Origin of the sequence: Cryobacterium sp. W22_MBD10_FK3 (genome assembly GCF_052113745.1) — a bacterium.
GTDB lineage: Bacteria > Actinomycetota > Actinomycetes > Actinomycetales > Microbacteriaceae > Cryobacterium.
In genome coordinates this window covers 1-23,849 of the sequence record NZ_JBGQOH010000029.1, presented here as the reverse complement: position 1 = coordinate 23,849, position 23,849 = coordinate 1, and the positions used below count along the sequence as shown (strand labels likewise).

Genomic DNA, 23,849 nt, shown 5'->3' with positions numbered 1-23,849 from the left:
CAGCCGACTCAGCGGCCGGCGAGCGCTTCCAGCGCCTGCCGGTCCGGTTTTCCGGAGGCCAGAAGCGGGAGGGCCTCGACCAGCACCAGGCAGGCCGGGCGCGCGGCCGGGCCGAGCCGCAGGGCTACCGCGGCGCGCACCTGGTCGAGGTCGGGCGGCTCGGCCGCGGCCAGCACGACCACGGGCACCTGACCCCAGACGGGGTCGCCGGAGCGCACCACAACTGCCTCGCTCAGGCCGGGCAGGGCGCGCACCAGGGCCTCGACAGCGTCGAGCGACACCTTCTCGCCGCCGGAGATGATCACGTTGTCGGCCCGGCCGGTGACGCTCACGGTGCCGTCGGCGGCGACCGCCCCCAGGTCGCCGGTGCGGTACCAGCGCAGCCCACGGTCGTCCACGAACCTGTCGCGGGTGCGCTCCTCGTCGCCGAGGTAACCGTCGGCCAGCACCGAGCCGCTGATCTCGAGTTGTCCGTCGACGGCGCGCACTACGGTGTTGCCGATCGGGACGCCGTCGTACACGCAGCCACCGGCGGTCTCGGAGGAGCCATAGGTGCGCAATACCCGCACACCGAGCAGCACGGCCCGCTCGATCAGCGCCGGCGAAACAGCCTGGCCACCCACGAGGATGCCGGTGAACCGGGTGAGCACGGCCAGGATCGCCGGGTTGTCGGCCGCGGCATCCAGCAGGCGGGCCAGCTGCACCGGAACCAGCGAGGTGAACCGCAACGGTTCGACGAGCCGGCCCGCGTACTCGGCGAACACGGCGGGGTCGAAATGCCCAGGCGGCAGCAGCACGGGCTCGGTGCCCGCGGCGATCGACCGCACCAGCACCTGCACCCCGGCGATGTAGTGCGCGGGCAGGGCGAGCAACCATTGGCCGTCGCCGCCGAGCGCGACGCTCGACGCGGCGGCGGAGGCGAGCAGCGCATCGGTGCTGAGCATCACCCGCTTGGGCGCGGCCGTGGAGCCCGACGTCTCGATCACCACGGCCACCCGGCGCGGCACCGGCCCAAGCCGATCGGGGCGGGAACTTTCGGCGACTTCGGTCGCCGGAACCGGCAGCAGGGCGTCGCCAGACGCCGAGAGCGCCAGGCGTAACTCAGTCAGCACGTGCAACGGATCCCCGACGGGCACGACGCGAAGGGGCCTCACCGTGACTCCTAGAACTGCCAGGGGTACGGCGACCAGTCGGGTTCGCGCTTTTCCAGGAACGAATCGCGACCCTCAACGGCCTCATCGGTACCGTAGGCCAGACGGGTGGCTTCGCCGGCGAAGACCTGCTGGCCGACCATGCCGTCGTCGACGGCGTTGAAGGCGAATTTGAGCATGCGGATGGCCGTGGGCGACTTGGTCAGAATGGTGCGCGCCCAGTCCAGGGCCTCGTTCTCCAGCTCGGCGTGCGGAACGACGGCGTTGATCGCCCCCATCTCCAGGGCGCGCTGGGCGGAGTACTCGCGGGCGAGGAAGAAGACCTCTCTGGCCGCCTTCTGGCCCACCTGCCTGGCGAAGTAGGCGCTGCCGTAGCCGCCGTCGAAGGAGCCGACGTCGGCATCCGTCTGCTTGAACTTGCCGTGCTCGGCGCTGGCGATGCTGAGGTCGCAGACCACGTGCAGCGAGTGGCCGCCGCCGGCCGCCCAGCCCGGGATGACGGCGATGACGACCTTGGGCATGAAGCGGATCAGCCGCTGCACCTCGAGGATGTGCAGGCGACCGCCCCTGGCCTTGTCGATGCCGCTGGCGGTCTCGCCGTCGCCGTATTTGTAGCCGTCCCTGCCGCGGATGCGCTGGTCGCCGCCCGAGCAGAACGCCCAACCGCCGTCGCGCGGGCTCGGGCCGTTGCCAGTGAGCAGAACCACGCCGATCTGCGGATTGGTGCGGGCGTCTTCGAGGGCGGCGTAAAGCTCGTCCACGGTCTGCGGCCTGAAGGCGTTGCGCACCTCGGGGCGGTTGAAGGCCACCCGGGCGATGCGGCCGGTGAGGTCGTGGTGATAGGTGATGTCGGCGAGCGAGCCGAAGCCATCCACCGAACGCCACTGGGTGGGGTCGAAGATCTCTGAAACCAGTTCGGGCATGCCATCAGCCTACGCGGCGGCTCCGCCTGGCGGCTCCTGCCGGCAGGCGGAACCCGGGGTCCGCGGCGGGTGCCACTGGCTGAGACCGCTCACACCAGACATGAGGGCTATTCAGGTGTACCTCTTCGGCGGCGTCCACGTCAACCCCTTGAACGGGTCTGAGGCCGGGCTGTGTACTTATGTCACCCGAAAGACCTGGAGGTGGTCATGCTACTCAACAGCCCCTCGGCACCCGACACCGCGTTACCCGAACACGCACCCGTCACCAGCGCCGAAACCCACACTGCTCCCGCTCTGCCCCTCGACCTCGCGGATGTCGAGATCACCGAACTCTCCCCCACGGAATGGCGCGTCGCCGATCATTCCATCGAGCATGACGATCCGACCGCCCTCCTGGGCTTCATCCAGATCGTCGGCAGCGCATACGAGGTGACCAACCTTGGTCGCCCCCGGGAACGGGCCTACTTCACCTCTTTTGACCGTGCAACCGCAAGTCTTCTCTCCCGGGGGGTCCTCGCATGACAACCATCGTCCAGTCCCCCACCACCCGCGCCACCCGGGCCCCTGCCCAGGCGCCGTCCTCAGACGAGTCCGCGCCCTCGTCGTATTCGCCGTCTGCCGCTGCCAGCGCCGCGGCCACCTCCCGCTACAGCCGCGCGTCCACGGATGCGTTCGGCGACTACCTGCGCCGCATCGGCAAGGGCCCGCTGCTCTCGGCCGAGGACGAGGTGGATCTGGCCCGCAAGATCGAGGTCGGTCTGTTCGCCGAGGAGAAGATCAACCGGGCCGACGCCGAGGGAGACCCGGTGAACCCTGAGTTCAAACGCGAACTGATGACCCTGGTGTTCGAGGGCCGGCGGGCGAAGAACCACTTCATCGAGGCCAATCTGCGCCTCGTGGTGAGCATCGCCAAGCACTATTCAGGTCGCGGCGTACCGATCATGGACCTCGTGCAGGACGGCAACATCGGCCTGGTCCGGGCGGTGGAGAAGTACGACTTCATGACCGGTTTCAAGTTCTCCACCTATGCGACCTGGTGGATCCGTCAGGCCATCCACCGTGGCATGGCCGACAAGTCGCGCATGATCCGCATCCCGGTGCACACCGCCGAGAAGCTCAACAAGATCAAGCGCATCCGCCGCGACCTCACGAGCACCCTCGACAGGGAGCCGACGCTCAAGGAGATCGCCGAACTGTCGCAGATCGCGGTGCGGGACGTGTCCCGGTTGCTGCAGTACGACAACGAGCCCATTTCCCTGCACGCCCCGGTCGGTGACGGCATCGGGGACATCGCCGAACTGATCATCGACGACGACCTGCCCCAGCCCGACGAATGCGCCACGATCACGTTGAGGGCGGCCGACATCACCTTCTACCTCGACGCCCTGCCCGACCGGGAACGCTCAATTCTCACGGCCCGGTTCGGCCTCACCGGTGAGGAACCGCGCACCCTCGACCAGATCGCGGTCATCCAGGGCGTGACCCGGGAGCGGGTACGGCAGATTGAAAAGCGGGCCTTGGCCCTCCTTAAGGTGCCACGACTTGAGCGATATCTCAGGGACTAGAAGTGAAAACCGGCGTAGCGTAACACCTACCCCTATCAACGGAGTGGTGCAATGGGCAAGCTGACGTACGATTCGAGCCTCACGGCGGATTTCGATGATCGGGTGCTCGCGCACATCCAGGTAGTGATCGGTGCCAAGCTACGCCGGGGCGAGTGCTTCTATTTCACCTGGCGTGACGACCCGCAGGGCGGGGATGGCCGCAGCACGATCTGGATGCACCCGAGCATCCCGCTGGCGTACAAGTACTTCGGCGGGCGCTCTCCCACTCTCAACCGGGACTGGATCGAGGCGCTGATGCTGACCGCGAACTCGTCTGGCGGGCTGCAGATCGTGCCCGAGCCGCACCGGCTCGGAACCACCTCGCCCGCGAAGGACGACTCGTGACCCGCATCGACATCGTCTACGGCGGCAAACCGTACACTCTCGGCGATCGCACCATCGAGTCGCTGCGAACCGAGATCACCGACGCGGTGACCTCTGGCGCACCCACCTGGCTGAGGGTCAACAGTGGGGCCGGGCGCTATCAGGACGCCTTTCTTCTGATCTCGCCCGGCACCGCGATCGCGATCGTAGACGTGCAGCCCAACGGCCCCGACATCGCCCTCACCGACGAGCAGCTCTTCGTCGCCGATTCCACCGAATGAGCCGGTCAGGGCCGGGGCCGCGGATGCTGGCACACTAGAGCCATGCTTCCTTCACTCAACGATGTGATCGCCACCGCCCGCGTGGTCGACCTTCCTCTCGTCACCGGTTTTCGCGGCCTCACCAGCCGTGAGGCCGTGCTGATCGAGGGCCCCGCCGGCTGGACCGAGTTCTCACCCTTTGTGGAGTACGCCGACGACGAGGCCGTCGCGTGGCTGCGCGCCGCCCTGGAGTTCGGTTGGGAGGCGACCCCGGAGCTGCGGCGTGACCGGGTGCCGGTCAATGCCACGGTGCCGGCCATCGACGCCGCCGACGTGCCGGCCCTGCTCGCGAGGTTCCCCGGCTGCCGCACCGCCAAGGTGAAGGTCGCCGACGCCGGTCAGACCCTGGCCGAGGACGTCGAGCGAGTGCGCGCCGTGCGCCGGGTGCTCGGCCCGGAGGGACGCATCCGGGTGGATGCGAACGGGCTCTGGAACCTCGATGAGGCCGAACACGCCATTCACGCCCTGGCCGAGTTCGACCTCGAGTACGTCGAGCAGCCGTGCGCGTCGATCGACGAGCTCGCCGAGATCCGCCGCCGCACCGACTACCTCGACCTGCCGATCGCCGCCGACGAAAGCGTGCGCAAGGAGACCGACCCCCTGCTCGTGTCCCGGTCCGGCGCCGCCGACCTCCTGGTGGTGAAGGTGCAGCCGCTCGGCGGCATCCGCGCTGTGCTCGCCATTCAGGCGGAGACCGGCCTGCCGCTCATCGTCTCCAGCGCCCTGGACACCTCCGTGGGCATCTCGATGGGAGCGTTCCTCGCGGGGGCGCTGCCCGAACTCGACTACGACTGCGGCCTGGCGACGGCGTCACTGCTGGCCGCCGACGTGACCCACGACCCGCTGCTGCCTGTCGACGGCAGCATCCCCGTGCGCCGGGTGGTTCCGGATGCCGACCTGCTCGACACCTACGCCGCGAGCCCTGAGCGGCGCGACTGGTGGCTGGCCCGCATCACGCGCACCTACGCCCTGCTCGCCGGCTGACGCCGGCGCGACCCGGGGCGCGACCCTGGGACCGGTTAGAGGCCAGAGTAGGCGTGCAGGCCCTTGAAGAACACGTTGACGATGCCGAAGTTGAACATCACCGCAGCGAAGCCGATGATCGCCAGCCAGGCCGACCGCGATCCGCGCCAGCCGCGGGTGGCCCGCGCGTGGATGTACCCGGCGTAGATCACCCAGATGATGAAGGTCCAGACCTCTTTGGTGTCCCAGCCCCAGTAGCGACCCCAGGCGCGCTCGGCCCAGATCGAGCCGGCCATGAGGGTGAAGGTCCACAGGATGAAGCCGATGATGTTGACCCGGTAGGCCAGGTTCTCCAGGGTGAACGCCGACGGCAGCGTCTTGAGGAACTTGAGCCGGCCCGGCTTCTCGGTGCCCGCGCGTTCCTCGCGGCGGGACTGCAACAGCTGCACGAACGAGAGCGCGAAGCCGAGCGCGAAGAAGCCGGTGCCCAGCGACGCCACAAACACGTGGATGACCAGCCACACCGACTGCAGTGCGGGCGGCAGCGGGGCGACCTCCACATAGAACTGCAGGGCGGCGATGCCGAGCAGAATCAGGATCAGCCCGCTGACGAAGGTGCCGAGAAACCGCAGGTCGGTGCGGGTGAGCACGATGAGGAACACGGTGACGATCAGCAGGGTGCCGGTCATCGCGAACTCGTACATGTTGGCCCACGGCACCCGCTCGGCGGCGATGCCACGCAGCACCGCTGCCACGAGGTGCAGGCCCCAGGCCAGAACGAGGAGGGAGACGCCCACGCGGAGGCTCGCCGAGCGGCCGTACGGGGTGGCGGCGTCATTGGCCATCCGGACGCTCAGCCGGGTGAGCGTGGTGGTGTTACCGCCCGCGACCGCACCGGCCACCGAGACCTCGTCGGCCGCGACGGCGGGCACATCGGCCGAGTCAACGGCGGCGCTGCGCTTGGCCAGGTCGATCGCGAAGGCGATGAACGCCAGCGCATAGACGGCCATGGCCGAGTACAGGCTGAGGATCGAGAGCTCGTTCAGATTCACGTTTTACAGCCTAAGCGGGATCGATGGGTTTAACGACCGGGGCGGAACGTTCCAGCAGGGCGATATGCCGGTCGGCGAGGGCGGTCACGGCCGATTCCAGGCCGGGATCCTCACCGCGGGCGAGCCCGGCGTATTCGAGCCGCACCGTGCCATCCGCCTGGTCGATGGCCTTCACCCAGAGCCGGCGGCGCGGCACGAAGAGGGAGGTGAGCAGACCGCCGAGCACCAGCACCGCGAACAGCAGCACCCAGCCCTGGGTGGGGTCGTGGTGGATGTCGAACGAGGCGAACCGGGGCACCGAGGTCGAATAGTCGCCCGCGGCGGCGTTCGGCGACGCATTCTCGAAGGTGACCGAACCCAGCCCGTTGGGCAGTTCCTGGGTCTCGCCGGGCTTCAGCTCGAGGGGTTTGATCTCGCTGGTGCGGGTGGCCAACGGCTCCATGGTGTCGGTGTCGAGGGCGTACACCGAGGTGGGCACACCGTCGTTGAGGCCGAGATCACCGGCGTACACGTTGAGAGTGAGCACCGGGTACTCGAGGTCGGGGAAGCTGGAGTAGTAGGACCCGGTGCTGGTTTCGTCCTGGGTCGGGTAGAAGAAGCCGACGAGCCCCACCTGCTCGGCCAGGCCGTCCGGAACCTTCACGATGCCCAGCGAGGTGAGGTTGGCGTCCTGCGGCAGGAACGGCACGGAGTCGGTGAACACCACGGTTCCGCTCGGATCCTTCACCGTGATGGTGGGCGCGTAGCCGTTGCCGAGCAGGTAGATGCTGGTGCCGCCGGTGCGCAGGGGGTCGTTGACCCGAACCGCGCCAGGCTGCGCCGCGCCGCCGCGCGGGGTGACCGTGACGCCGGCGGTGAAGTCCACGGGCTGGCCGAACGCCTCCAGGTTCTGCGTTTCGTAGCTCACCTCGAGGTCGTCGAGGGTGAGCGTGTACGGGTCGAGGCCGGTGTCATTGAAGAACCGGCCGGGGTTGAACGAGTCGTAGGCCAGCAGGGTGTTCACGAAGGTCTGGCCCTCCACGAGCACCCGTTGGCCGCTGAAGCCGAAGCCGCTGCCGAAGCCAACGACCAGGAGCAAGCCCACCAGGGCGGAGTGGAAGACCAGGTTGCCGGTCTCGCGCAGGTAGCCGCGCTCGGCAGAGGCGGAGAACTCCTTCGGGCCGTCGAACAGGGCCACGCGGTACCGGCCCTGCTTGAGCAGGGTGCGGGCGGATGCGACGGCGGTGGCCGCATCCGTGCCGGCCGGGGCCGTGCGGGTGGTGAAGCCGGCTAGCCGAGCAAGCCGCGCGGGGGTCTTGGGCGGCTTGGCGCGCAGGGCCTGCAGGTGGTGCTTGGTGCGCGGGATGACGCAGCCGATCAGCGAGACGAACAGCAGCAGGTAGATGGAGGAGAACCAGGCCGACGAGTACACGTCGAACGCCTGGATCTTGTCGAGGATCGGCGCGAGGTCGGGGTTGTCGGCGAAGTACTGGGTGACACCGTTCGGGTCGGAGCTGCGCTGGGGCACCAGAGACCCCGGCACCGCCGCGATAGCGAGCAGCAGCAGCAGGAACAGCGCGGTGCGCATGCTGGTGAGCTGGCGCCAGAACCAGCGCAGGGTGCCGACGAAGCCGAGTTTGGGTTGGTTGATGCCGTCGCGGGCCGGGGCCGGCGCGGAGTCGATGTGGTCAGATGGCCGGGACATAGCTGCCAATCACCCCTTGCAGGTTCAGGAGCCAGGCATTCCACACGCCGCTCACCATGAGCACCCCGATAACGATCAGGAGCACGCCGCCGAACAGGTTGATCGCTCGGATGTGGCGCTTGAGAAAGGCTACGGCCCCGGTGGCCCAGTTCAGGCCCAAAGCGATGAGCAGGAAGGGGATGCCCAGGCCGAGCGCGTAGAACAGGGCGAGAAGGCCGCCCTGCCAGGGCGAGCCGGTGCTGAGGCTGAGCGAGTTGATGGCGGTGAGCGTAGGTCCCGTGCACGGGGTCCAGCCGACCGCGAACACCGCGCCCAACAGGGGCGCGCCGGCCAGGCCCATCCGTGGCCGCCAGGAGGTCTTGATGGTGCGCTGCATGGCACCGAATTGGCCGACGAAGACCAGGCCGAGCAGAATCACGATGACGCCGGCGATGCGGGTGATCAGGTCGCGGTACTGGTTGAGCCAGAAGCCGGCGAAGCCGAAAACCACTCCGGTGAGCACGAAGACCAGGGTGAAGCCGAGGATGAACAGGGCGACGCCGACCAGCAGCCGGTTGCGGCCGCGCCGGGCGGAGCGTGTGGAGCCGCTGCTGCCGTCGGCGAAGCCGCCGATGTAGGCGAGGTAGCCGGGCACGAGCGGCAGGATGCACGGGGAGGCGAACGAGACCAGCCCGGCCAGCACCGCGATCGGGATCGCCAGGAACAGTTGCCCGCTGAAGACGATCTCGCCGAAGGGATTGCCCACGCCTAGCCGTCCTCGGCAATCGTGTCTTCGATCAGGGTTTCCAGAATCGACGGCGAGTTCACCTGGCCGAGGATGCGCGCGGCGACCCGGCCGGACGAGTCCAGCACCAGCGTCGTCGGCACGGCGTTCGGCGGGATGCTGCCGCTGAAAGCCAGCTGCATTCCGCCGTCGTCGACATCCATCACCGACGGGTAGGTGATGGCGTAGCTCTCGTTGAAGGCGATGGCGCTGGCCGCTTTGTCTCGCACGTTCACGCCGAGGAAGCTGGCACCCTGGTCGGCGAACTGCTCGCTGAGGTCCTTGAGGTCGGGGGCTTCGGCTCGGCACGGGGCGCAGCTGGCGTACCAGAAGTTGACCACGAGCACCTCGCCGGCGTAGTCGGCGGAGCTGACGGTGGAGCCGTCTTCGAGGGTGCCGTCGAACTCGATCACATCGCCGCGGTCGTCCACGGGGATCTCGGTGACGCTGCCGTCACCGGCGATGTAGCCCTTGCCGCTGCCGGCGCGGTACTGCTCGGCGAGGGAGTCGTCGCTGGTGCAGCCGCTGAGGGCGAGGGCGACGGTGACGAGGCCGGCCACGGCCAGCGGAAGTCTTCTGCGCCTCACACTGCACCCACGTCGTTGGCCGGCACCAGGAGCGCGGCGGCGGGACTCACGTAGCCGAGCTCGGCGGGCACGTTGTGATGCAGCCTCAGGGTGGTGATGCTGGACAGGTCGCAGCGGCGCTTACGCGGGTCATGGGCCAGGCGTTCCCCGGCCAGGGCTCGGTGCACCATCCAAATCGGCAACTGGTGGCTGACGAGAACGACGTCGCCGTCGTCGACAGATTTGAACGCGTCATCGATGGCGTCCAGCATCCGGCTGGAGATGGAACTGAACGGTTCGCCCCAGCTGGGCCGGGCCGGGTTCACCAGGCTGGGCCAGTTGCGCGGGTCGCGCAGGGCGCCGCCCTGGCCGCGCATGCGCTTGCCCTCGAACCTGTTCGCGGGTTCGATGATGCGCTCGTCGAGGTGGATCGGCAGGCCGAAGGCCGCCGCGATCGGGGCGGCGGACTCCTGGGTACGCTGCAGCGGCGAGGCGATGACGCGCACGACGGGGCGCCCACGGTCGACGAGGTCTGCGGCAGCCGCCTCGGCCATCCGCTGCCCCAAATCGGACAGCTTGAAGCCGGGAAGTCTGCCGTAAAGCACGCGCTGGGGGTTGAAAACCTCACCGTGACGCACGAGATGTACCTGGCTAGCTACCACGCTCCCCAGTCTACGGAGAGGTCACCCGCGAATTCGCCGAGAGCTGTGCGGCTAAACTCAGGGGGTGAATGCGCGCGTACTGATCAAGAACCTGGCTGCCCTCGACGACGGCTTCGTCTCCGTGTCTGGATGGGTCGAGACCGTCCGAGACCAGAAGAAGGTGCAATTCGTCGTTCTGCGCGACGAATCCGGTGCCGTGCAGCTGGTCAATCCACGCACGACGGATGCCGAGGGCGTCGTCGTCGACGACGAGCCCGCCAGCACCATTTCCACCCTCTCTCAGGGCAGCTTCGTCACCGTGACCGGGCAGCTCAAGCACGATGAGCGGGTGAAGCTCGGTGGCATCGAGATCAAGCTGGCGTCCCTCGAGGTCGTCACCCTGGCCATCCCGGAGACGCCGATCGCGGCGGACTCGAGCCTGGACAAGCGCATGGACTGGCGCTTCCTCGACCTGCGTCAGCCCAAGTCGAACCTCATCTTCCGTCTGCAGACCACCTTCGAGCACGCTCTGCGCACGTACTGGATCGAGCACGACTTCATCGAGCTGCACACCCCGAAGCTGATGGCCAGCGCGAGCGAGTCCCGCGCCGAGCTGTTCGAGGTGGAGTACTTCGACACCAAGGCCTACCTGGCGCAGAGCCCGCAGTTCTTCAAGCAGATGGCGCAGTCGTCCGGCTTCGGCAAGATCTTCGAGGTGGGGCCGGCGTTCCGGGCCGACCCGTCGTTCACCAGCCGGCACGCCACCGAGTTCACCAGCGTCGACTCGGAGATCAGCTGGATCGACAGCCACGAAGACGTCATGCAGCTGCACGAGGACCTGCTCGTGGCCGCGTTCACCGCTGTCAAGGCCAAGCACGGCGAAGAGGTGCTCGCGCTGTTCGGCGTCGAGGTCACCGTGCCGAGCACGCCGTTCCCACGCATCCCGCTGGCCGAGGCCAAGGAGATCGTGAAGAGCCGCGGCTACGAGGTTCCCCGCGACGACGACGACATGGATCCGGAAGGCGAGCGTCAGATCGCGGCGTACGTCGCCGAGACCTACGGGCACGAATTCGTCTTCCTCACCGACTACGCGTCGAGCATCCGCCCGTTCTATCACATGCGCCACGAGGGCGACGCGAGCCTGACCAAGAGCTATGACCTGATCTTCAACGGCACCGAGATCTCCACCGGAGCGCAGCGCGAGCATCGCATCGACGTGCTGATCGAGCAGGCCGTTGAGAAGGGCCTGGACCCGGCCGAGGTCGAGGGCTACCTCGACTTCTTCCGCTACGGCGTTCCGTCGCACGGTGGTTTCGGCATGGGCCTGGCCCGCGTGCTGATGCTGATGCTGCACCAGGCATCCATCCGCGAGGTCACCTACCTGTTCCGCGGCCCGACCCGCCTGGAGCCGTAACCTCCGCTCACCCGTTGCCGAAGTCGCGCCCGTCCAATGGACGGGCGCGATTCCTCGTTAACCCGCAAGCCGAACTCGTGGACGCGGCCAGCGGCCAGCGGACGAGTTTTGAGATCGACCAAACCTTTTTCTGGATGGGGCCGAACCACCTGCATACCAAGCAAGCCCCCACATTCCACAGCAAAGGATCACATCATGCGCACCTTCACCAAGACCGCACTCGGACTGACCACCGCCGGCCTGCTCGTCGCCGGCCTCGCCGCCTGCTCCACGCCCGCCGCCGAGACCTCGACGTCGTCGTCCAGCTCCTCCAGCTCCTCCGCCGAGGCCACCCCCACCCCCGTCGCCTCGATCCCCAGCCTCACCGGCGTCGACACCGCCGTGCTCCTGGACGCCGACTTCGCCGCCGCCCTCACCAGCCTCGGCCTGACCCCCGGCACCGTCGGCACCGCCACCCTCGAAGAAGGCAGCCTGCACTTCCCGATCACCGGCGGCAACGTGGACTACTACGACCCCGCCGAGGACTACCGTCCCTACGTCCAGGGCAACATCGAACACGAAGGATCCGGCTTCTCCCTCACCGCCGGCGACACCGTCGTCGAACTGACCAACTTCACCATCGACCCCGGCACCAGCGAACTCTTCGGCGACGTCACCGCCAACGGCGAATCCGCCGCCACCCAGGTCAAGCTCTTCGACCTCTACGGCGGAACCCTCGAACCCCTCAAGATGGACGGCGACAACGCCATCCTCACCGGCACCACCGTGCACATCTCCGCCGACGCCGCCGCCCTCCTGAACACCACCTTCAACACCGACGCCGTCGCCGACCAGCTCCTCGTCGGCATCGCCACCATCACCGTCAACACCAAGTAACACCCGCAGCACCCGCACCACCCACGAAAAACGGCCGAGCACACGCTCGGCCGTTTTTCGCGCGTCACCACTCCGCACCCAACACCGGTCGCGAAAGCGGCCAAACGGTCACCTCAGCCCCACCAAGCAACCACACCACCGCTCTCGCGAAAGCGGGGCAACGGTCATTGCAGCGGGAACCAGCCCCGGCTCCACCACGCGAAAGCGGGCAAACGGTCACCTCAGCGCCACGAAGCAACCACATCACCGCTCTCGCGGATGGCACCTCCCGCGAAAGCGGGGAAACGGTGACCTCAGGTCCGGGAAGCAACCACATCACCGCTTTCGCGGATGACAGCCTCTCGCGAGAGCGGGGTAGCGGTCACCTCAGGTGGTTGGGTCAGATGGCGAGGTCTACGGCCATCCGCTCGGCGGTGACCGACTTCACGTAGACGCCGGCCTCCACATGGGCGGGATGCACCTGGTAGCGGGCCAGGGCGGCTTCATCGGCGTATTCGGCGACGAGGGCGATGTCCCAGTTGGTGCCGCCCACCACGTCGGGGCCGATCCGCAGGGTCTGGATCTCGTCGATCACGCCGACGAGTCCGCCGAGCCGTGCAACGATCTGGGCGGCGTGCTCGGCCTTGTCGGCCGGGTCGGTCGCTGCCAGCTTCCACGACACGATGTGCAGAATGGTCATCGGACCTCCAGGAGTGCTTTGTGCAGGCGCGCCGGGTCGATGCGCCAGTAGTTGTGCACCAGACCGTTGATGAGCAGCACCGGGATCTCCTCGACATAGAGTTCGTGCAGCTCAGGGTCGTCGAGAATCGACTTCTCCTCGAGCATCACCTCCGGCGCGCCAGGCTCGGCGGCGACCTCCGCGAGCACCGTGCTGACCACGGTCCTGGCGTCATCGCAGAGGTGGCACCCCGGCTTGCCGATCAGGGTCAGGTTCACGGTGGACATGCCCCCAGCCTAGGCCGCTGCGCGCAGCGACCCTGAGTAGACTCAGGCGCAATGCCCGACGAATCCGGTCCCCGCGCCATCGCGTTCTTCGACGTGGACAACACGCTGCTGCGCGGCGCGAGCCTGTACCACGTGGGCGTCGGGGCGTGGCGGATGCGTTTCATCTCGCTCGCCGACATCCTCTCGTTCGGCTGGAACCAGACCCGGTTCCTCTACATCGGCGAGAGCGGCGTCAACATCTCCCGGCTTCGGCTGCGCGCCATGGACATCATCACCGGGCACACCCGCGACGAACTCGTCACCCTCAGCCACGAGATCTTCGACAGCCGGCTCATCCAACGCCTCTGGCCCGAGACCGTCGCCGTGGCGCAGGCTCACCTCAGGGCCGGACGCGAGGTCTGGCTGGTCACCGCCACGGCCCAGGAGGTCGCCGACGTGATTGCGGAGCGTCTGGACTTCACGGGCGCGCTCGGCACCAGGCTCGCCACGGTTGACGGCATCTTCACCGGCGCGCTCGTCGACGGCATCTGCCACGCCGGCCGCAAGGCGGTCGTCGCCCGAGAGGTCGCCGAGGCGCGCGCAATCGACCTGGCCGACTGCTGGGCGTACTCCGATTCGCACAACGACATTCCGTTGCTCGAACTCGTCGGCAACCCTGTCGCCGTGAATCCGGACAGCACCCTGCGCCGTTACGCGCTCGCACGCGGCTGGCCGATCATGACGATGAAGGTCGCCCAACTCAAGGCAGCGCGCGCAAGCAAAAAGCGCTAGGTCACAGACCTAGCGCTCAGCTCAGATGAACGGTCGGAACCGTCTACTTCTTATTACGACGCTGGTGGCGAGTCTTACGAAGCAGCTTGCGGTGCTTCTTCTTCGCCATACGCTTGCGTCGCTTCTTGATTACAGAACCCACACGGACCTCACAAAGATTTGGTTAAGCCGCGGGATTCGCGACCGACACGAAAACCCCATTCTAACGGATAAAGAAAGTCCCGTCCGACTCACTTCCTCCGCGAGTGGGTTCGATCGCCCTCAGAACGGCCGATTCGGGCACCCGGAACGAGCGTCCGAAGCGGATGGCGGGCAACTCGCCGGCGTGCACCAGGCGGTACACGGTCATCCTCGACACCCGCATGACCGCGGCAACCTCGGCAACCGTCAGGAAGCGCAGGTCATCCAGTCGCGGGTCTGGAAGCTCGCGTGACATGGGCGGCTCCCTGGTGTCGGCTGGTGCGTGTGCCGCAACTCTAGGGCGAAGCCCCAGCGCCCGCTAGTCGTTTCTGCGCCACTTCTTGACGCTCTTCTTCACCCCGGAGTCCTTGACCACGTGCTGCATCTGGAAGGAGGTATCGGCGAAGGCCTTGCCGATGGCTGCCGCGAACGCGCGCTGCTCATCCTTGAGAACCTCGGTGTCATCCACCACACCAACGAGAGAGGTGTCCACATCAATGCTGAGGAACGGGATCAACCAATCCTCGATCTGCTCGAGCGGGGCGTAGTCGAGGTGGTAGTACCGGTGCTGCCCCTCTTCGCGCACGCCGACCAGCCCGGCCTCGCGCAACACCTTGAGGTGCTTGGATACCGTCGGCTGGCTGAGCCCGAGCGAGCTGACGATGTCGGAAACGCTCAGCTCCCCCTGGGCGACGCTTGACTGGTTGTAGCGCTCGAGGAGAATGCGTAAGATATCGCGTCGGGTCGAGTCCGCCACCACGCCAAAGATGTCTGCCATGCCCCAAGGCTAGTCATTCCCGGTGCGCGTACCATGACAAGTTGTCAGCGACCATAGGCCAGGCGAGGCGATTCGAGTGAAAACGCAGGCCCCCAACGTACGGTTCACGCACCATTCCAACACCTGGTACGGACGCATCCGCGACTCCGTCGACGGCATCGTGCGCAAATCGCCGTCCCGGTTCGCGCTCTTTGTATTCACCGCCCTGATCCTGCTCTTCACCCTGTTGTTCTCCCTGCCGATCGCCACGGCCGGCGACACCGAAACCCCGTTGCATGACGCCGTCTTCACCGCGGTGTCGGTGATCTGCGTCACCGGCCTGAGCACCGTGGACATGGCCACGCACTGGTCGGCGTTCGGCAACGCCCTGGTCGTCATCGGCGTGAACATCGGCGGTATGGGCGTGCTCACCCTGGCCTCGCTCATGGGCCTGGTCATCTCCCGCCGGCTGGGCCTGCGCGCCAAGCTCATGGCGGCCAGCGACTCGAACCCGTCACGCATCCACATGGGCCCGGTCAACGAGGGCCAGGCCGTGCGTCTCGGCGAGGTCGGCAGCCTGCTGCTCACCGTGGCGATCAGCACCCTGGCCATCGAGGCCGCCGTCGCCATGCTCCTGTTCCCACGGATGCTGATCGACGGTGTCCCATTCGGCGAGGCGCTCTGGCAGAGCATCTACTACGCCGCCATGGCCTTCACCAACACGGGGTTCAGCCCGAATGCCGGCGGCATCGGGCAGTTCGCCAACGACTACTGGTTCCTCGGCGCGCTCATGGTCGGCGTGTTCCTGGGCAGCCTGGGCTTCCCGGTGCTGATGACCTTCGCCAGACACTGGCGCACGCCCCGCCGCTGGTCGGTGCACGTGAAGCTCACCCTGTGGACCACGACGGCGCTGATGGTCATCGGCATGATCTTCTACATCATCCTGGAATTCGACAATCCGTTGACCTTCGGGTCGCTGAACGCCGGCGACACGATCTTCCAATCCCTCTTCATGTCGGTGATGACCCGATCGGGCGGCTTCGCCACCATCGACATCGCCGATCTGCACGGCTCCAGCCTGCTGCTCAGCGACATGCTGATGTTCATCGGTGGCGGTTCGGCCTCCACCGCCGGCGGTATCAAGGTGACCACCCTCGCGGTGCTGTTCCTGGCCGCCTTCGCCGAGGCCCAGGGCAAGGAACAGATGGAGGCCTTCGGCCGCCGCATCCCCAGCGACATCCTGCGCCTGGCGGTCAGCGTGGTGCTCTGGGGCGCCACGACCGTGGCGGTGTCGAGCATCCTGATCCTGCACATCTCCAAGCAGGCCCTGGACGTGGTGCTCTTCGATGTGATCTCGGCGTTCGCCACCGTGGGTCTGTCGACGGGGTTGACGGCGGAGCTGCCCCCTGAGGGTGTCTATGTGCTGGCTGCGACGATGTTCATGGGCCGGGTTGGTACAGTGACTCTCGCGGCGGCGCTGGCAGCGAGCCAGAGTAGACAGTTGTTCAAACGCCCCGAGGAAAGGCCCATCGTTGGTTGACCGGATCAAGCACGACGCCCCCGTGCTCATCATCGGCTTGGGCCGCTTCGGCGCCGCGACAGCCGGCAAGCTCGACCGTCTGGGCCGAGAGGTCCTCGCGGTGGACAGCAGCGAGGCTCTCGTGCAGAAGTGGTCGGAGCGCATCACGCACGCCGTGCAGGCCGACGCCAAGTCCATCGACGCGCTGCGCCAGATCGGCGCCCAGGACTTCTCCGTGGCCGTCTGCGCCGTCGGCTCCTCGGTCGAGGCCAGCGTGCTGATCGTCGCCAACCTCGTGGACCTCAAGATTCCGCAGATCTGGGCCAAGGCCATTTCGCAGACGCACGGCAAGATCCTCGAACGCATCGGCGCCAACCACGTGATCTACCCCGAGGCCGACTCGGGTGAACGCGTCGCCCACCTCGTGTCGGGGCGGATGCTCGACTTCATCGAGTTCGACGATGACTTCGCGCTGGTGAAGATGTACCCGCCCAAGCCGATCCGCGGGCTGAACCTCACCGAATCCGGGGTGCGCACCAAGCACCACGTAACCGTGGTGGGCGTGAAGAGTCCCGGTCGGCCGTTCTCCTACGCCACTGCGGAGACCGTCGTCTCCGATCACGACCTGATCATCGTGGCCGGCACCGAGGGCGACATCGAGCGGTTCGCGGCCCTCGGCTCCTAACCGCACGACGAGCGCGTCACCAGGTCTCGACAAGCTCGACCAGCGATGGTGGCGGGGCCGGTCAGGAGGCGGCGAGCTCCCTGGCCCGCGCGAGCGCGGCATCCGTCGCCTTGTCGAACAGACCCTTGACGTCACCGGTTTCGAGCTGCTGCACGGCGCGTTCGGTGGTGCCCTTGGGGCTGGTCACCTGGCGGCGCAGCTCGGTGGGGGTGAGGTCGGACATCGCCAGCAGGGCGCTCGCGCCCAGGAACGTGCCGTTGACCATGGTGGCCGCCTGCTCGGGCGTGAAACCCTTGTCGATGGCCGTGAGGGTGAGCTGTTCGATGAGGTAGAAGACGTAGGCGGGCCCCGAGCCGGAGATGGTGCTCAGGGCGTCGATCTTGTCTTCGGGCACCACGAGCACCTCGCCCACGGTTTCGAACAGCGCGGTCGCCAGCTGCATCTGCGCCGGCGTCGACCGGGTGCCGGCGCTGAGCCCGGTGACGGCCATGCCCACCACGGCGGGGGTGTTCGGCATCGACCGGATCACGGACACCCCGGTCGGCAGGTGCTTTTCGAACGTGGCGATCGTGACCCCGGCGGCCACGCTCACGACGAGGGTGCCGGGTTCGAGGCTGCCGGCGATCTCGGCGAGCAGGTCGGGCACCATCGCGGGCTTCACGGCCACGATCACGATGCCGGCTCCGGCTACCGCGAGGCGGTTGGCGTTCGGCTCGGTCTCGGTCGCCCACGCGCTCACCCCGGCGGTGCCGGCGAGTTCGGCGGCCTTGGCCGCCGTCCGGTTGGTGGTGCGGATGCCGCCGTCCACGGTGACGGTGGGCTTGAGCAGGCCGGCCAGGACGGCTCTGGCCATCGATCCGGCGCCCAGGAAGGCGATGGCGGGCAGGGTGACGGGTGCGGTCGAAGTCATCCTGCCAGTGTAGTTTTCGAGCGCTCCGGGCACCTGCCCGCCCTGGCCTGCCGGCCGAGCAGACAGTTCTAGGATTGGTCGCATGAGCGCATCAGGCGGAAACAAGGCGATTGTGGCGGCACTGCTGGCCAATCTCGGTATCGCGATCACCAAGTTCATCGCCTGGTTCGTGTCGGGGTCCTCCTCGATGCTCGCCGAGGGCGTGCACTCGCTGGCCGACTCGGGCAACCAGATCCTGCTGTTGATCGGTGGTCGCAAGTCGAAGAAGGCGGCCGACACCGAGCATCCGTTCGGCTACGGACGCGAACGCTACGTCTATGCCTTCGTGGTGTCGATCATCCTGTTCTCGGTCGGAGGCGTGTTCTCGATCTACGAGGGCATCGAGAAGCTGCAGCACCCGCACGAACTCGAAAACGCCTGGCTGCCGATCCTGGTGCTCCTCGTCGCCATCGGCCTGGAATCCTTCTCGCTGCGCACCGCCGTCAAGGAGTCCAACCACACCCGCAAGGACGAGAGCTGGGTGCAGTTCATCCGCCACTCCAAGGCCCCCGAGCTTCCCGTCGTGCTGCTCGAAGACGTCGCGGCGCTGACCGGCCTGGTGCTGGCCCTGGGCGGCGTGGGCCTCACCGTGCTCACCGGCGACGCCACCTGGGACGCCATCGGCACCCTCGCGATCGGCGTGCTCCTCGTGCTGGTCGCGATCGTGCTGGGCATCGAAACCAAGAGCCTGCTGGTGGGCGAGGGCGCCAACGTCAAGGATGTCGACGCCATCAAGGCCGCGATCCTCGCCGGACCCGAGACCAAGAACCTCATCCACCTCAAGACCCTCTACCTCGGCCCCGACGAACTACTGGTCGCCGCCAAGCTGTCCTTCGATTCGAGCCAGCGGTTCTCCGACGTCGCCGCCGGCATCGACGTCATCGAGGCCCGCATCCGCGAAGCCGTGCCGAGCGCCCGGGTGGTCTACCTGGAGCCGGACGTCTACATCGACCCGGCCAGCGTCAACCCGCCCACCGACACGATTTTCATCAAGGGTCGCGAGTGAGCCAGAGCCGCATCGCACTCGTCCTGCGGCATGCCGAGCAGATCCACCTGGGCAACCTGGAACAGGTGCTGCTCGAGCACGGCTACACGATTCGCTACGTCGACACCCTCGCCGGCGACGGCGTGCGCGGCATCGACCCGGCCGAGGCCGATCTGCTCGTGGTGCTCGGCGGCGAGATGGGCGTGTACGAAACCGACCTCTTCCCGGTGCTCGCCGACGAGATCGACCTGCTCGCCGACCGGCTCGCGGCCCGTCGGCCGATCTTCGGTGTCTGCCTGGGCGCGCAGCTGATGGCCAGCGCCCTCGGCTCCCCCGTCTACCGGGGCCCGAGCAACGAGATCGGCTACCGCCTGGTGGAGCCCACCGAGGCCGGTCAGGACTCGCCGCTGCGGCACGTCGACGGCATCCCGATGATGCAGTGGCACAGCGACACCTTCGACCTGCCCGCGGGCACCACGCGGCTCGCCGGGTCGGCCGCCTACGGCAACGAGGCCTACGCGATCGACGACTGGGCCCTCGCCGTGCAGTTCCACCCCGAGCTCACCGCTGCGATGCACGAAACCTGGCTGACCTCCTCCGATGCCGAGGTGCGCGCGGAGGGCCTGGACCCCGACGCCCTGCGGCAGGAGCGCGCGCAGCACTCCGACGCCATGCAGCGGGCATCGAGCGCGATGTTCAGCGAGTGGCTGTCGGCCCTGCCGGGCGCCGCAGCGGATCCTCGAAGAACTCCGTGAGCAGCCGGCCGCACTCGGCCTCATCGACTCCGGACACCACTTCGACCCTGTGATTGAGCCGGCGGTCGCGCAGCACGTCGTAGAGGGAGCCGGCGGCGCCGGCCTTCTCGTCCCAGGCCCCGAACACCACTCGGGGAATGCGGGCCGCCACGATCGCTCCGGCGCACATCACGCACGGCTCCAGCGTCACCACCAGGGTGCAACCGGTGAGGTGCCAGTCCTGGGTAGCCAGGGCCGCCTCACGGATCGCCACGACCTCGGCGTGCAGCGTCGGATCCTGGTGCAACTCGCGTTCGTTCCGGCCGCGGCCGATCACCTGGCCTGCCGCGTCCAGCACGACGGCGCCCACGGGCACGTCGCCGCTGGCCAGGGCACCCCGGGCTTCGGCGATGGCCAGTGTCATCCAGGCCGCGTATTCGTCGCTGTATCGCATCCGCCACCTCGGTCCCGGCCGCCCCACGAGAGCCGGATGCCCGCGTGAGCTAGTAGATTGAGCCTATGCGAGTCCACGTAGCCGACCATCCGCTCATCACCCACAAGCTCACCGTGCTGCGTGATCAGAGCACCTCGTCGCCGATGTTCCGGGCGCTGGTGGAAGAGCTGATGACCCTGCTGGCGTACGAGGGCACCCGCGGTGTTCGCGTCGAGGAAGTCACCGTGCAGACGCCGGTCGCCCTCGCCAAGGGCGTGAAGATCAGCGACCCGAAGCCCCTCGTGGTTCCGATCCTCCGCGCGGGCCTCGGCATGCTCGAGGGCATGGTCAAGCTGCTCCCCACCGCCGAGGTCGGCTTCCTGGGCATGGCGCGCAATGAAGAGACCCTGCAGCCCACGACGTATGCAGAGCGCCTACCGGACGACCTGTCTGATCGGCAGTGTTTTGTGCTCGACCCGATGCTGGCCACCGGCGGCTCGCTGATCGCCGCCATCGAGTTCCTCTTCGACCGCGGCGCCGTCGACGTCACCGCCATCTGCATCCTGGCCGCTCCCGAGGGCCTCGCCGCCGTTGAAAAGGCACTGGCCGGCCGCGAGGTCACCATCGTTCTCGGTGCCGTCGACGAACGCCTCGACGAGCACGGCTACATCGTGCCCGGCCTCGGCGATGCCGGTGACAGGCTCTACGGCCTCGTCTGACCCGTGCGGCAGCGGGCGTCGTCACATTCGGCGCGCCCGCAGCACGCAGATCCTGCGACGCGCAACAGGCCGGGCGCAGGAAAATTCACAAAACTTTGAAATAATTGATTTGGCCGTGCTTTTCTTTGACGAAAAGCCCTTTCACGCGAGATCCTCCGATTTCGCACAATCCCCGTGAACGTGATGCGGGCGCCGCTCCGACTGCGGCCGTCACCGAATTGACACACCTCGTCATAGTCGGCTTTACTCGCATTCATGACTTCCACCACACGCATCCCGACCTCCATCGAGGCTTTGGGGACTGCCGGCATGATGATGCCCGGTAGCGTGATGGCGTGTTGCCGAATGTGCCGCTAGACCAGACAGGCATTCGCGCCGAGTCGATCGCCCCTCACCCGCTCATCTGCAGCCGCTGAGGACGCCGCCACCGCGGCAGACCGACTCCAGGGCCCTCTCCTTCGAGACCGCCCGAACCACCGGCCGCTACGGCCGCCCTTTCTCGAACCCAGGAGCGCTGACGCGCCGGGTTCTCTGCGCATCATCACCCCCAAGGATTCCGACCATGTCTCTCGCACACATCGACTCAGCCCGTTCAGTCCAGTCCTACCGTCCCGAGCTCACCCTGGCGCCGGCACCGGCTCCGGCCGCCCCGCGCATCCGCGCCGTGCCGGACGGCAGCCAGGCCCGCGGCTTCGTGCTCTACGTCGGCATCGACGAAGCCAAGGCCGCCGCGGCCGGCACAAGCCTGCACCGCATCGTTGAGGAGCTGAAGAAGCTCACCCAGGCGATCGCCCCCACATCGGAGACGCACGCCGCCGTGGCGCTGGCACCCGACGGCGTGGGTGGACGCGACGTGGACGTCGTGCGCCTGGCCCTGCAGGACCCGGCCGCTCTCGCCAAGCACCGCAACTCGGCCGAGGACGCCGACCGGGCACCCGGCGGCGTGGTCGTCGACATCTCCCGCAAGCGCGTGATCCTCGACAACGAGACCGCCGCGCTCACCTACAAGGAGTTCGAGCTGCTGCAGTACCTGGTGCTGCGCGAAGGCCGCACCATCGAGCGCGCCGAGCTCATCTCCAAGCTGTGGGATGCTGAGAGCGAAGAGGACGCCCCGAACGAACGCACCATCGACGTGCACGTGCGCCGCCTGCGTTCCAAGCTCGGACGCTACGAAGACATCGTGCGCACGGTGCGCGGCGTGGGCTACCGCTTCGACCGCCACGCCGACGTGTCGATCCGCCAGGCGAGCACGCCCAGCCCCGACCGCTTCTAGCCGCCAACCGCCTCGGGTCGCGCCCGATCGTCGGTCGCGCCCGATCGTGGTCGAGCTCGCAGGGCCCGGATGCGGCTACCGCCCGTTAACGTGATTGAGGGCCGGTCGTAGAGGCAAACGACCGACCCTCTTCCCTTGCACCAAGAGTGTCCTGCAATCACATTCGCGTCTTCCGCCACAGCAAACGGTTGACGCACTACGAATATATAACGAAGAGGTAACGGAGCGCCAGTTATCCAATCGTTATTTTCCTGCGAGTTCACCTTGCGTTCGCTTGGACCCCGATGTGCGCCCTCTGTGCGGGGCCGACGACTCGGGCCGGCCGGGTCGTTTCGGGCGTAGTTTGGCACCCACGAGCCACGCCCCACGCACTGATCGTGGGGCCCGATGCAGAGGAGTAACCGTGGAGATCATCCGCTTGCAACCAGCCGGACTCGTCGTGAGCCCGGCATTCAGTCATGCCGCGATAGTTCCCGCCGGGGCCACCACCATCTACGTGGGCGGCCAGAACGGCGTAGACGAGACCGGCGCGGTCGTCTCGCCCCGGATTGCGGAGCAATCCAGCCGAGCCATCGACAACGTGGCCGTCGCGCTCGAGGCGGCCGGCGCATCCCTCACCGACGTGGTGCAGTGGACGGTGTTGATCGACGCGGACGCCGACCTCGGGGCCGCCTACGGCGCCATCGCGCCCCGCCTGGCGGGTCCGGGGGCGCCGCCGCTGGTGACCGCCGCCCGGGTGGCCGGGCTCGGAGTGCCCGGCGCGCTCATCGAGGTGAGCGCGATCGCCGCGGTGCTGTCCTCGTAATCCGGGCCTGCCGGGCGGGGGACGGGACGGGCCACCGGGCCGACCGGTGACCGGCGTCGACGCGCCAGCCTGACGACCAGATCGATGATCACGCCGCCGCCGAGCGCGATGACGACCGCAACCACGGCGCCCAGAACCGGTTGGTCCCGCAGCCACGCGCCCGCGAAGACGCCGACCAGAACCGAGTAGCCCGCCCACGCCACGCCCGACACGGCGCTGAGCGGCACGAACCGGCGCCGGGGAAACCCGCTCGAGCCGGCCATGACGTTCACCGCGACCCGGCCGACCGGCACGAACCGGGCCGAGAGAATGACGGATGCCGCGCGCCGGTCCAGGGCGCCGCGCGCGCGGTTGAGCAGCCGGGCCGCTCTCGGACCGCGAGTCCACCGAAAGCGGTCGAGGTCGATGCGGCGGCCCAGGGAGAACGCCAGGTTGTCGCCGGTGAACGAGCCGATCGCCGCCACCAGGAAGACCGCCCACGGATTCGGTGTGCCGGTGGCAAGCCCGATCGCGGCAACGGCCACCACGACGGGCTCACTGGGCATCGGCGGAAAGAACCCGTCCAGCGCCACCAGCAGCAGAATCACCACGAGCACGACGGGGGATGCCGCCCAGGAAACCACGAGCTCGTTGAGCGCCTCCACGTGAATCCGATCTGTCGGGAAGGCCACCCCAGGCGATTGCGGTGAGGCGTGACTTCGTTGTCTCCGACGCTACGGACGCCCTCCAGCGGGCACTAGCTGTACTGGGCCATGACCTGGGTGACACTTCTGGGCTTGTGAAAGAGGAGAACCTCCGGGCTTAGTGGAGGGG

The 23,849-nt window shown here is 67.6% G+C and carries 29 protein-coding genes and 1 pseudogene; 15 read left to right on the top strand and 15 right to left on the bottom strand.

Annotated features, from left to right (window positions below):
- Positions 1–8: 8 nt before the first annotated feature.
- Both ACEN2M_RS17730 and ACEN2M_RS17725 read right to left on the bottom strand, forming a co-directional pair.
- On the bottom strand, positions 9–1,154 hold the full coding sequence (locus ACEN2M_RS17730; RefSeq protein ID WP_441649462.1) for an AMP-binding protein: 1,146 nt from the start codon (positions 1,152–1,154) through the stop codon (positions 9–11).
- An 8-nt stretch (positions 1,155–1,162) separates the two neighbouring features.
- Complete coding sequence (locus ACEN2M_RS17725) at positions 1,163–2,074, bottom strand: 1,4-dihydroxy-2-naphthoyl-CoA synthase (RefSeq protein ID WP_441649461.1); 912 nt, start codon at positions 2,072–2,074, stop codon at positions 1,163–1,165.
- A 207-nt stretch (positions 2,075–2,281) separates the two neighbouring features.
- Here ACEN2M_RS17725 and ACEN2M_RS17720 point away from each other — a divergent pair, with 207 nt between their 5' ends.
- Genes ACEN2M_RS17720 through ACEN2M_RS17700 form a run of 5 tightly spaced genes read left to right on the top strand, consistent with a single transcriptional unit; the run spans position 2,282 to position 5,306 of the window.
- The gene (locus ACEN2M_RS17720) at positions 2,282–2,596 is read left to right on the top strand and encodes a hypothetical protein (protein WP_441649460.1); all 315 of its coding nucleotides are present in this window, start codon (positions 2,282–2,284) and stop codon (positions 2,594–2,596) included.
- Positions 2,593–3,639 carry a sigma-70 family RNA polymerase sigma factor gene (locus ACEN2M_RS17715; RefSeq protein ID WP_441649459.1) on the top strand — a complete coding sequence of 349 codons (1,047 nt, stop codon included), beginning with the start codon at positions 2,593–2,595 and terminating at the stop codon, positions 3,637–3,639. Before ACEN2M_RS17720 ends, ACEN2M_RS17715 begins: the two co-directional genes overlap by 4 nt.
- A 51-nt stretch (positions 3,640–3,690) precedes the next feature.
- On the top strand, positions 3,691–4,023 hold the full coding sequence (locus ACEN2M_RS17710) for a DUF7882 family protein (protein ID WP_441649458.1): 333 nt from the start codon (positions 3,691–3,693) through the stop codon (positions 4,021–4,023).
- Positions 4,020–4,283 (top strand): hypothetical protein, encoded by a 264-nt coding sequence (locus tag ACEN2M_RS17705; RefSeq protein WP_441649457.1) that lies wholly within the window; start codon positions 4,020–4,022, stop codon positions 4,281–4,283. Before ACEN2M_RS17710 ends, ACEN2M_RS17705 begins: the two co-directional genes overlap by 4 nt.
- 42 nt (positions 4,284–4,325) lie before the next feature.
- Positions 4,326–5,306 carry an o-succinylbenzoate synthase gene (locus tag ACEN2M_RS17700; protein WP_441649456.1) on the top strand — a complete coding sequence of 327 codons (981 nt, stop codon included), beginning with the start codon at positions 4,326–4,328 and terminating at the stop codon, positions 5,304–5,306.
- A 35-nt stretch (positions 5,307–5,341) separates the two neighbouring features.
- Here the strand turns inward: ACEN2M_RS17700 and ccsB are convergent, their stop codons facing one another.
- Genes ccsB through ACEN2M_RS17675 form a run of 5 tightly spaced genes read right to left on the bottom strand, consistent with a single transcriptional unit; the run spans position 5,342 to position 10,012 of the window.
- Entirely contained in the window at positions 5,342–6,295 is a 954-nt protein-coding gene (gene ccsB / locus ACEN2M_RS17695; protein ID WP_441649480.1) for a c-type cytochrome biogenesis protein CcsB, read from the bottom strand.
- Between the two features lie 52 nt (positions 6,296–6,347).
- Positions 6,348–8,021, bottom strand: a complete 1,674-nt coding sequence (gene resB / locus ACEN2M_RS17690; protein WP_441649455.1) for a cytochrome c biogenesis protein ResB — start codon at positions 8,019–8,021, stop codon at positions 6,348–6,350.
- Positions 8,005–8,766: a cytochrome c biogenesis CcdA family protein gene (locus ACEN2M_RS17685; protein WP_441649454.1), complete on the bottom strand. Its 762-nt coding sequence runs from the start codon at positions 8,764–8,766 to the stop codon at positions 8,005–8,007. The genes resB and ACEN2M_RS17685 overlap by 17 nt, the downstream gene beginning before the upstream one ends.
- A gap of 2 nt (positions 8,767–8,768) precedes the next feature.
- A complete protein-coding gene (locus ACEN2M_RS17680) occupies positions 8,769–9,371 on the bottom strand; it encodes a TlpA family protein disulfide reductase (RefSeq protein ID WP_441649453.1) in 603 nt (200 codons plus the stop codon).
- Positions 9,368–10,012, bottom strand: a complete 645-nt coding sequence (locus ACEN2M_RS17675; RefSeq protein ID WP_441649452.1) for a histidine phosphatase family protein — start codon at positions 10,010–10,012, stop codon at positions 9,368–9,370. Before ACEN2M_RS17675 ends, ACEN2M_RS17680 begins: the two co-directional genes overlap by 4 nt.
- Before the next feature lie 79 nt (positions 10,013–10,091).
- Here ACEN2M_RS17675 and aspS point away from each other — a divergent pair, with 79 nt between their 5' ends.
- Positions 10,092–11,405: an aspartate--tRNA(Asn) ligase gene (gene aspS / locus ACEN2M_RS17670; protein WP_441649479.1), complete on the top strand. Its 1,314-nt coding sequence runs from the start codon at positions 10,092–10,094 to the stop codon at positions 11,403–11,405.
- Between the two features lie 195 nt (positions 11,406–11,600).
- Positions 11,601–12,281 carry a hypothetical protein gene (locus ACEN2M_RS17665; RefSeq protein ID WP_441648653.1) on the top strand — a complete coding sequence of 227 codons (681 nt, stop codon included), beginning with the start codon at positions 11,601–11,603 and terminating at the stop codon, positions 12,279–12,281.
- A 379-nt stretch (positions 12,282–12,660) separates the two neighbouring features.
- Here ACEN2M_RS17665 and ACEN2M_RS17660 read toward each other — a convergent pair whose 3' ends face one another.
- The gene (locus ACEN2M_RS17660; RefSeq protein ID WP_441649451.1) at positions 12,661–12,960 is read right to left on the bottom strand and encodes a Dabb family protein; all 300 of its coding nucleotides are present in this window, start codon (positions 12,958–12,960) and stop codon (positions 12,661–12,663) included.
- Entirely contained in the window at positions 12,957–13,226 is a 270-nt protein-coding gene (locus ACEN2M_RS17655; RefSeq protein ID WP_441649450.1) for a glutaredoxin family protein, read from the bottom strand. The genes ACEN2M_RS17660 and ACEN2M_RS17655 overlap by 4 nt, the downstream gene beginning before the upstream one ends.
- Before the next feature lie 51 nt (positions 13,227–13,277).
- On the opposite strand from ACEN2M_RS17655, the gene ACEN2M_RS17650 reads away from it, so the two are divergent.
- Entirely contained in the window at positions 13,278–13,997 is a 720-nt protein-coding gene (locus ACEN2M_RS17650) for an HAD family hydrolase (RefSeq protein WP_441649449.1), read from the top strand.
- Between the two features lie 43 nt (positions 13,998–14,040).
- Here the strand turns inward: ACEN2M_RS17650 and ACEN2M_RS17645 are convergent, their stop codons facing one another.
- The 3 genes from ACEN2M_RS17645 to ACEN2M_RS17635 all read right to left on the bottom strand — a co-directional run bounded on the left by ACEN2M_RS17645 (position 14,041) and on the right by ACEN2M_RS17635 (position 14,955).
- Complete coding sequence (locus ACEN2M_RS17645; RefSeq protein WP_003792170.1) at positions 14,041–14,139, bottom strand: 30S ribosomal protein bS22; 99 nt, start codon at positions 14,137–14,139, stop codon at positions 14,041–14,043.
- Between the two features lie 60 nt (positions 14,140–14,199).
- Positions 14,200–14,433 carry a helix-turn-helix domain-containing protein gene (locus ACEN2M_RS17640; protein WP_441649448.1) on the bottom strand — a complete coding sequence of 78 codons (234 nt, stop codon included), beginning with the start codon at positions 14,431–14,433 and terminating at the stop codon, positions 14,200–14,202.
- Positions 14,434–14,496: 63 nt separating this feature from the next.
- On the bottom strand, positions 14,497–14,955 hold the full coding sequence (locus ACEN2M_RS17635; protein ID WP_441649447.1) for an ArsR/SmtB family transcription factor: 459 nt from the start codon (positions 14,953–14,955) through the stop codon (positions 14,497–14,499).
- Positions 14,956–15,031: 76 nt separating this feature from the next.
- Between ACEN2M_RS17635 and ACEN2M_RS17630 the strand changes: the two genes are divergently transcribed.
- Both ACEN2M_RS17630 and ACEN2M_RS17625 read left to right on the top strand, forming a co-directional pair.
- Positions 15,032–16,474 carry a TrkH family potassium uptake protein gene (locus tag ACEN2M_RS17630; RefSeq protein WP_441649446.1) on the top strand — a complete coding sequence of 481 codons (1,443 nt, stop codon included), beginning with the start codon at positions 15,032–15,034 and terminating at the stop codon, positions 16,472–16,474.
- Positions 16,467–17,138 carry a potassium channel family protein gene (locus tag ACEN2M_RS17625; RefSeq protein WP_110126414.1) on the top strand — a complete coding sequence of 224 codons (672 nt, stop codon included), beginning with the start codon at positions 16,467–16,469 and terminating at the stop codon, positions 17,136–17,138. The genes ACEN2M_RS17630 and ACEN2M_RS17625 overlap by 8 nt, the downstream gene beginning before the upstream one ends.
- Positions 17,139–17,199: 61 nt before the next feature.
- Here the strand turns inward: ACEN2M_RS17625 and proC are convergent, their stop codons facing one another.
- On the bottom strand, positions 17,200–18,048 hold the full coding sequence (gene proC / locus ACEN2M_RS17620; RefSeq protein WP_441649445.1) for a pyrroline-5-carboxylate reductase: 849 nt from the start codon (positions 18,046–18,048) through the stop codon (positions 17,200–17,202).
- Positions 18,049–18,130: 82 nt separating this feature from the next.
- Between proC and ACEN2M_RS17615 the strand changes: the two genes are divergently transcribed.
- A complete protein-coding gene (locus ACEN2M_RS17615; protein ID WP_441649444.1) occupies positions 18,131–19,093 on the top strand; it encodes a cation diffusion facilitator family transporter in 963 nt (320 codons plus the stop codon).
- Positions 19,090–19,827 carry a glutamine amidotransferase gene (locus ACEN2M_RS17610; protein WP_441649443.1) on the top strand — a complete coding sequence of 246 codons (738 nt, stop codon included), beginning with the start codon at positions 19,090–19,092 and terminating at the stop codon, positions 19,825–19,827. Before ACEN2M_RS17615 ends, ACEN2M_RS17610 begins: the two co-directional genes overlap by 4 nt.
- Here the strand turns inward: ACEN2M_RS17610 and tadA are convergent.
- Positions 19,769–20,260 (bottom strand): tRNA adenosine(34) deaminase TadA, encoded by a 492-nt coding sequence (gene tadA, locus ACEN2M_RS17605; RefSeq protein WP_441649442.1) that lies wholly within the window; start codon positions 20,258–20,260, stop codon positions 19,769–19,771. The two genes, ACEN2M_RS17610 and tadA, sit on opposite strands and share 59 nt — an antisense overlap.
- Before the next feature lie 65 nt (positions 20,261–20,325).
- Here tadA and upp point away from each other — a divergent pair, with 65 nt between their 5' ends.
- The 3 genes from upp (at position 20,326) to ACEN2M_RS17590 (ending at position 23,036) form a co-directional block, all read left to right on the top strand.
- Complete coding sequence (upp, locus tag ACEN2M_RS17600) at positions 20,326–20,958, top strand: uracil phosphoribosyltransferase (RefSeq protein ID WP_134642739.1); 633 nt, start codon at positions 20,326–20,328, stop codon at positions 20,956–20,958.
- 562 nt (positions 20,959–21,520) lie between these two features.
- Positions 21,521–22,231 (top strand): winged helix-turn-helix domain-containing protein, encoded by a 711-nt coding sequence (locus tag ACEN2M_RS17595; RefSeq protein WP_441649441.1) that lies wholly within the window; start codon positions 21,521–21,523, stop codon positions 22,229–22,231.
- A 403-nt stretch (positions 22,232–22,634) separates the two neighbouring features.
- The gene (locus tag ACEN2M_RS17590; protein ID WP_441649440.1) at positions 22,635–23,036 is read left to right on the top strand and encodes a RidA family protein; all 402 of its coding nucleotides are present in this window, start codon (positions 22,635–22,637) and stop codon (positions 23,034–23,036) included.
- A 182-nt stretch (positions 23,037–23,218) separates the two neighbouring features.
- Here the strand turns inward: ACEN2M_RS17590 and ACEN2M_RS17585 are convergent.
- A pseudogene (locus tag ACEN2M_RS17585) lies at positions 23,219–23,581 on the bottom strand (DedA family protein); the annotation flags it as partial.
- Between the last annotated feature and the right edge of the window lie 268 nt (positions 23,582–23,849).

Excerpts from the sequence above, each read along its gene's own strand:
- proC (WP_441649445.1), bottom strand. The coding sequence starts at position 18,048 with ATGACTTCGACCGCACCCGTCACCCTGCCCGCCATCGCCTTCCTGGGC.
- ACEN2M_RS17715 (WP_441649459.1), top strand. The coding sequence starts at position 2,593 with ATGACAACCATCGTCCAGTCCCCCACCACCCGCGCCACCCGGGCCCCT.
- ACEN2M_RS17640 (WP_441649448.1), bottom strand. The coding sequence starts at position 14,433 with ATGTCACGCGAGCTTCCAGACCCGCGACTGGATGACCTGCGCTTCCTG.
- tadA (WP_441649442.1), bottom strand. The coding sequence starts at position 20,260 with ATGCGATACAGCGACGAATACGCGGCCTGGATGACACTGGCCATCGCC.
- ACEN2M_RS17710 (WP_441649458.1), top strand. The coding sequence starts at position 3,691 with ATGGGCAAGCTGACGTACGATTCGAGCCTCACGGCGGATTTCGATGAT.
- ACEN2M_RS17595 (WP_441649441.1), top strand. The coding sequence starts at position 21,521 with ATGTCTCTCGCACACATCGACTCAGCCCGTTCAGTCCAGTCCTACCGT.
- ACEN2M_RS17635 (WP_441649447.1), bottom strand. The coding sequence starts at position 14,955 with ATGGCAGACATCTTTGGCGTGGTGGCGGACTCGACCCGACGCGATATC.
- ACEN2M_RS17725 (WP_441649461.1), bottom strand. The coding sequence starts at position 2,074 with ATGCCCGAACTGGTTTCAGAGATCTTCGACCCCACCCAGTGGCGTTCG.
- ACEN2M_RS17660 (WP_441649451.1), bottom strand. The coding sequence starts at position 12,960 with ATGACCATTCTGCACATCGTGTCGTGGAAGCTGGCAGCGACCGACCCG.
- ACEN2M_RS17615 (WP_441649444.1), top strand. The coding sequence starts at position 18,131 with ATGAGCGCATCAGGCGGAAACAAGGCGATTGTGGCGGCACTGCTGGCC.
- ccsB (WP_441649480.1), bottom strand. The coding sequence starts at position 6,295 with ATGGCCGTCTATGCGCTGGCGTTCATCGCCTTCGCGATCGACCTGGCC.
- ACEN2M_RS17650 (WP_441649449.1), top strand. The coding sequence starts at position 13,278 with ATGCCCGACGAATCCGGTCCCCGCGCCATCGCGTTCTTCGACGTGGAC.
- ACEN2M_RS17700 (WP_441649456.1), top strand. The coding sequence starts at position 4,326 with ATGCTTCCTTCACTCAACGATGTGATCGCCACCGCCCGCGTGGTCGAC.
- upp (WP_134642739.1), top strand. The coding sequence starts at position 20,326 with ATGCGAGTCCACGTAGCCGACCATCCGCTCATCACCCACAAGCTCACC.
- ACEN2M_RS17720 (WP_441649460.1), top strand. The coding sequence starts at position 2,282 with ATGCTACTCAACAGCCCCTCGGCACCCGACACCGCGTTACCCGAACAC.
- ACEN2M_RS17665 (WP_441648653.1), top strand. The coding sequence starts at position 11,601 with ATGCGCACCTTCACCAAGACCGCACTCGGACTGACCACCGCCGGCCTG.
- ACEN2M_RS17655 (WP_441649450.1), bottom strand. The coding sequence starts at position 13,226 with ATGTCCACCGTGAACCTGACCCTGATCGGCAAGCCGGGGTGCCACCTC.
- resB (WP_441649455.1), bottom strand. The coding sequence starts at position 8,021 with ATGTCCCGGCCATCTGACCACATCGACTCCGCGCCGGCCCCGGCCCGC.